The sequence below is a fragment of the Mycobacterium sp. NAZ190054 genome (genome assembly GCF_001545925.1).
GTDB lineage: Bacteria > Actinomycetota > Actinomycetes > Mycobacteriales > Mycobacteriaceae > Mycobacterium.
In genome coordinates this window covers 1-4,932 of the sequence record NZ_LMVQ01000277.1, presented here as the reverse complement: position 1 = coordinate 4,932, position 4,932 = coordinate 1, and the positions used below count along the sequence as shown (strand labels likewise).

Annotated in this window: 4 protein-coding genes and 2 pseudogenes; 4 read left to right on the top strand and 2 right to left on the bottom strand. The window is 70.3% G+C overall.

The genetic code is table 11. The features are described from left to right. From ASJ79_RS33280 to ASJ79_RS18670, 3 genes are all read left to right on the top strand, one after another. A partial coding sequence (locus ASJ79_RS33280) for an alpha/beta fold hydrolase (protein ID WP_369803710.1) occupies positions 1 to 294 on the top strand: 294 nt, incomplete at its 5' end. A gap of 34 nt (positions 295 to 328) precedes the next feature. Continuing rightward, positions 329 to 1,804 (top strand): M28 family metallopeptidase, encoded by a 1,476-nt coding sequence (locus ASJ79_RS18675; protein WP_156448523.1) that lies wholly within the window; start codon positions 329 to 331, stop codon positions 1,802 to 1,804. Further along, a complete protein-coding gene (locus ASJ79_RS18670; RefSeq protein WP_067958293.1) occupies positions 1,801 to 3,261 on the top strand; it encodes a M28 family metallopeptidase in 1,461 nt (486 codons plus the stop codon). Before ASJ79_RS18675 ends, ASJ79_RS18670 begins: the two co-directional genes overlap by 4 nt. Here ASJ79_RS18670 and ASJ79_RS18665 read toward each other — a convergent pair. Next, a complete protein-coding gene (locus ASJ79_RS18665; RefSeq protein ID WP_067958290.1) occupies positions 3,227 to 4,525 on the bottom strand; it encodes a uracil-xanthine permease family protein in 1,299 nt (432 codons plus the stop codon). The two genes, ASJ79_RS18670 and ASJ79_RS18665, sit on opposite strands and share 35 nt — an antisense overlap. Then, positions 4,515 to 4,805, bottom strand: a pseudogene (locus tag ASJ79_RS18660) (amino acid permease); the annotation flags it as partial. The gene ASJ79_RS18665 and the pseudogene ASJ79_RS18660, both read right to left, overlap by 11 nt. Here ASJ79_RS18660 and ASJ79_RS34110 point away from each other — a divergent pair. Next, positions 4,806 to 4,932 (top strand): annotated as a pseudogene (locus ASJ79_RS34110) (enolase C-terminal domain-like protein); the annotation flags it as partial.

Genomic DNA, 4,932 nt, shown 5'->3' with positions numbered 1-4,932 from the left:
GTCTTGGCGAGCGCGTACTCGTTGCGGCCCGCGGCGACGACGCGGCCCGCGCGGCCGTACGCCGACCTGCACGACTACCGCTTCGCGATGCCACAGGTGCCGATCCTGCATGTGCAGGGTGAACAGGACGGGGCGATGCAGGCCGACTACGCCGCGCCGATCGGTGCGGCGCTGCCGGCCGGCAGCAGTGTGGTGATGATCCCGGCCGCCGGGCACTTCCTGCAGATCGAACGACCCGGCGACACCGCGGCGGCGGTTCTGGACCATCTCGGTGACCGCTCCGGCCGGCGCTAACGTGGGAGCCGTGATCCGGACAAGACTCGCGGCCATGGCGGCCGTCTCGATGTTGGTCGTCGCGGGATGCGGGCGGGACGCCGATCCGGTGCCGCAGCCGGCGCCGGACGCGGGCGCGGCCACCGAGTTCGCCGATGCGCTGGCGGAGAAGGTCACCGCCGATGCGCTGATGGCACATCTGACCCGGCTGCAGGAGATCGCCGACGCGAACGGCGGCAACCGCGCGCTCGGCAGACCCGGCTACGACGCGAGCGTCGAGTACCTGGTGGAAGCGTTGCGGGGCAAAGGGTTCGAGGTCGAGACCCCGGAGTTCGAGGTGCGTATACCGTGGGCCGAGGAGCCGTCGCTGACGGTGGCGGGCGCCGAGGCCGAGGCGCGGCCCCTGCAGTTCACGATCGGCACCGGGCCCGACGGGGTGTCGGGGCCGCTCGTACCCGCACGCGCGGAGGACACCCCCGGCTGCACCGCCGACGACTACGACGGCCTGCCGGTCCAGGGCGCGGTCGTGCTCGTCGACCGCGGAGCGTGCCCGTTCGGCGGCAAGCAGGCCGTGGCCGCCGACCTCGGTGCGGTGGCGCTGATCGTCGCCAACAACGAGAGCGGTCCCGACATGGGCGCCGGCACCCTCGGCGACTCCACCGACGTCAGGATCCCGGTCATCTCCGTCACCAAGGAGGTCGGTGAACGGTTGCGCGGACAGCAGGGCGCGGCGGCGGCGATCAACCTGAACGCCGGTGTCCGCGTCGAACGGACGCGCAACGTGATCGCCCAGACCGCGACCGGTTCGACTGCCGACGTCGTGATGGTCGGCGCGCACCTCGACAGTGTCGAGGAGGGGCCGGGGATCAACGACAACGGCTCCGGAGTGGCCGCGGTGCTGGAAACCGCTCTGCAACTGGGCAGTACGCCGGACGTGGTGAACGCGGTGCGGTTCGGGTTCTGGGGCGCCGAGGAACAGGGCCTGCTCGGCTCGGCCGACTACGTGGCCTCCCTGGACGAGGAAGCGCTCAAGGACATCGCGCTGTACCTGAACTTCGACATGATCGGGTCCCCGAACCCGGGCTACTTCACCATGGACGGCAACCAGTCCACCCCGCCTCGGCCGGGCGAGGGCGTGCCGCGGGTCCCCGAGGGTTCGGCAGGCATCGAGCGGACGCTGACCGCCTACCTCGACCGGGCCGGGAAGCCGGGACAGGACACGTCGTTCAACGGACGATCCGACTACGACGGCTTCACCAGGGCGGGAGTGCCCGCCGGAGGCCTGTTCTCGGGCGCGGAGGAGAAGATGTCGGCCGAACAGGCCGAACTGTGGGGCGGCGAGGCCGAGCAGCCGTTCGACCCGAACTACCACAAGGACTCCGACACCCTCGGGCACATCGACAGGACGGCGATGCAGATCCACGGCAGCGGAGTCGCTTTCGCGGTGGGGCTCTACGCCCAGGATCAACGAGGGCGCAACGGGATCCCGCTTCGCGAGGACCGCGTCCGGCACCAGCAGACGACGCCATGACCAGCCGCTGGGCCGCGGCGCTGACCGCGGTGGGCGCGCTGCTCGCGGGGTGCGCGCCGGGCCCGCCACCACCGGCGCCGCCGCTGCGTCCCGAACTGGCCGACAAGGTCACCGTCGACGGGGTCTACCGTCACCTCGTCGAGCTGCAGGAGATCGCCGACGCCAACGGCGGCAACCGTGCCGACGGCACTCCCGGATTTCAGGCCAGCGTGGACTATGTGGCCCAGTTGTTGCGCGACAACGGATTCGACGTGCAGACACCGGAGTTCGAGCGGCTCACCGGGTCGCAGGGCGGCACGCCGGCGCTGACGGTGGCCGGCCGGCACTTCCGGGTGGACCAGGCCTCGATGATGATCACCACCGCGCCCGGTGGTCTGAAGGCGCCCACACTCCGGCCGCGCCGACCCGCAGGATGCACCGCCGCCGACTACGGCGACGTGTCGGTCGCCGGGGCCATCGCCGTCGTCGACGACAGCGGCTGCTCGATCGTGGCCAAGCATCATGTGGCGCTGCAGGAGGGCGCCGTCGGCATGCTGGTGGTCAGCCGGGCCACCCCGACCCGGCCGGTCGGCTCGCCGCCCACGTTGTTCACCACCGGTTACTACACCGATCTGACCATCCCGGTCGGGGTCGTCGACCCCGCCGCGGACGCGGCGCTGCGCCGCACCGAGTCGCCGGTGACGCTGGTGCTGGACAACGAGCCGGTCCTGACCACTTCGCGGAACGTCATCGCGCAGACCAGGACCGGTGACACGCAGAACGTCGTGGTGGTCGGTGCCCACCTCGACAGCGTCGGGTCCGGAGCCGGGATCAACGACAACGGCTCCGGCGTGGCGGCGGTGCTGGAGACGGCGGTGCAGCTCGGCGGTGAGCCACAGCTCACCAACGCGGTGCGGTTCGCGTTCTGGGGCGCCGAGGAAGTCTCGATGGACGGGTCCAGGAAGTATCTGCGGTCGCTGCGCGAGGAACAACTCGACGACATCGCGCTGTACCTGAACTTCGACATGCTCGGCTCGCCCAATGCCGGCTACTTCACCGACGACGGTGACCAGTCCGCGCAGACCGGTGAGATCATTCCGGCGCCTGAGGGTTCGGCAGGCATCGAGCGCACGCTGGCGGCCCGGCTGAACATGGCGGGCGTGCGTCCGGCGGACGTTCCGCTGCAACGGATCACCGACTACGCGCCGTTCCTGGCCGCGGGCATCCCGGTCGGTGGCCTCACCACCGGCTCCTCGCAGCGCAAAACCGATGTGCAGGCGCGGCTCTGGGGCGGTGAGGCCGGGGTCCCGTTCGACCCGAACTATCACACCCGCCGCGACCACCTCGGCAACATCAACCGAAACGCCCTGGCGGTGATGGCGTCGTCGGCCGCGTTCGCCGTCGGCACCTATGCGGAGTCCATCGAGGGCGTCAACGGCGTGCCTACCCGTGATCGGCGGGATCGGCGGGTGCCGTAGCGGCCGGCTGCCGGAAACCCAGCAACCGCATGCCGTGGTAGATGAGCAGGGCGGCGAGCGAACCGAGGGCGATCCCGGTGAACGTCAACGCCCCTGCGCTCCAGGTGAAGTCGGCGATACCGATGATCAACGGGATGGCGGCGGTCATCTGGTTGATCGGTTTGGAGAAGTCGACGTGGTTGGTCAGCCAGATGCGGACACCGAGAATGCCGACGAGGCCGTACAGCACCACCGTGGCACCGCCGAGCACCCCGGCCGGGATCGCGACGATGACCGCACCGACCTTCGGGCACAACGACAGCACGATGGCGACCAGCGCCGCCACCCAGTACGCGGCCGTCGAGTACACGCGCGTCGCGGCCATCACACCGATGTTCTCGGCGTACGTCGTCGTCGCCGACCCGCCACCGAACCCGGCCAGCGTCGTCGCGACCCCGTCGGCCGCCAGTGCGCGCCCCATCAGCGGGTCGAGATCGGTTTTCGTCATCTGGCCCACCGACTTCACGTGCCCGATGTTCTCGGCGATAAGCGCGATGACCGCAGGCAGGAACATGGGCAGCACCGAGAGCGTGAACGTGGGGGCCTCGAATTCGGGCAGCCCGATCCAGGGCGCCGCCGCGATGCCGGAGGTGTCGACCTCGCCCAGTGACAACGCCAGCAGGTAGCCGGCGGCGACCGCGACGAAGATCGCGAGCCTGCCGATCATCCCGCGGAAGAAGGCCAGCGCGGCGACCAGCAGCACCAGCGTCACGAGCCCGAGCAGCGGGCCCTGTTCGAAGTTGTTCTTCGCGGCGGGGGCCAGGTTGAACCCGATCAGCGCGACGATCGCCCCGGTCACCACCGGCGGCAGCACGAGGTCGAGCCAACGGGTGCCGACCACGTGCACGACACCGCCGACGAGGATGAGCAGCAGGCCGACCGCGACGATGCCGCCGAGCGCGCTTCCGGTGCCCTCCGACGCCACCGCCGCCGTCACCGGCGCGATGACCGAGAAACTCGAACCCAGGTAGCTGGGCAGCCGGTTGCCGGTGATCAACAGGAACAGGATCGTGCCCACCCCCGAGAACAGCAGGGTGGTGGCCGGCGGGAACCCGGTGAGCACGGGAACCAGGAACGTCGCGCCGAACATCGCGACCACGTGCTGGGCGCCGAGACCGAGAGTCCGCGGCCAGCTCAGCCGTTCATCGGGTGCGACGACGAAATCCGGGTCTGCACTCGAATCCACATGCTTCCAGGTCAACACCACCCCGCGACTACACACCATTCCGTGCGACGCCGCCAGTCGTGTAGGCGATCATGCCGACCAGCACCACGGCGGCTCCCGCCAGCACGGACGCGAGCGGCAGGGTGAACGCCAGGATCAGGCAGCCGGCCAGCCCGACCGCGGGGACCACCCTGGCGCCCAGTGTCCACGCCGACGCGTTGGCTATGGCGTAGTACAGCAGCACGCCGAACGACGAGAACCCGATCGCTGAGCGCACGTCGACCAGCGCCGCCACCACCGCGACCACGAGCCCGACGGCGACCTCGGCCCGGTGTGGTGTGTCGACGAATACGGCTTCACCGCAATCAAACTCAAAGGCGGGGTGTTCCCGCCCGAGGAGGAGATGGCTGCCGTCGAGGCGCTGTCCCGCGCCTTTCCCGGCGTGCCGCTGCGGCTGGACCCGAACG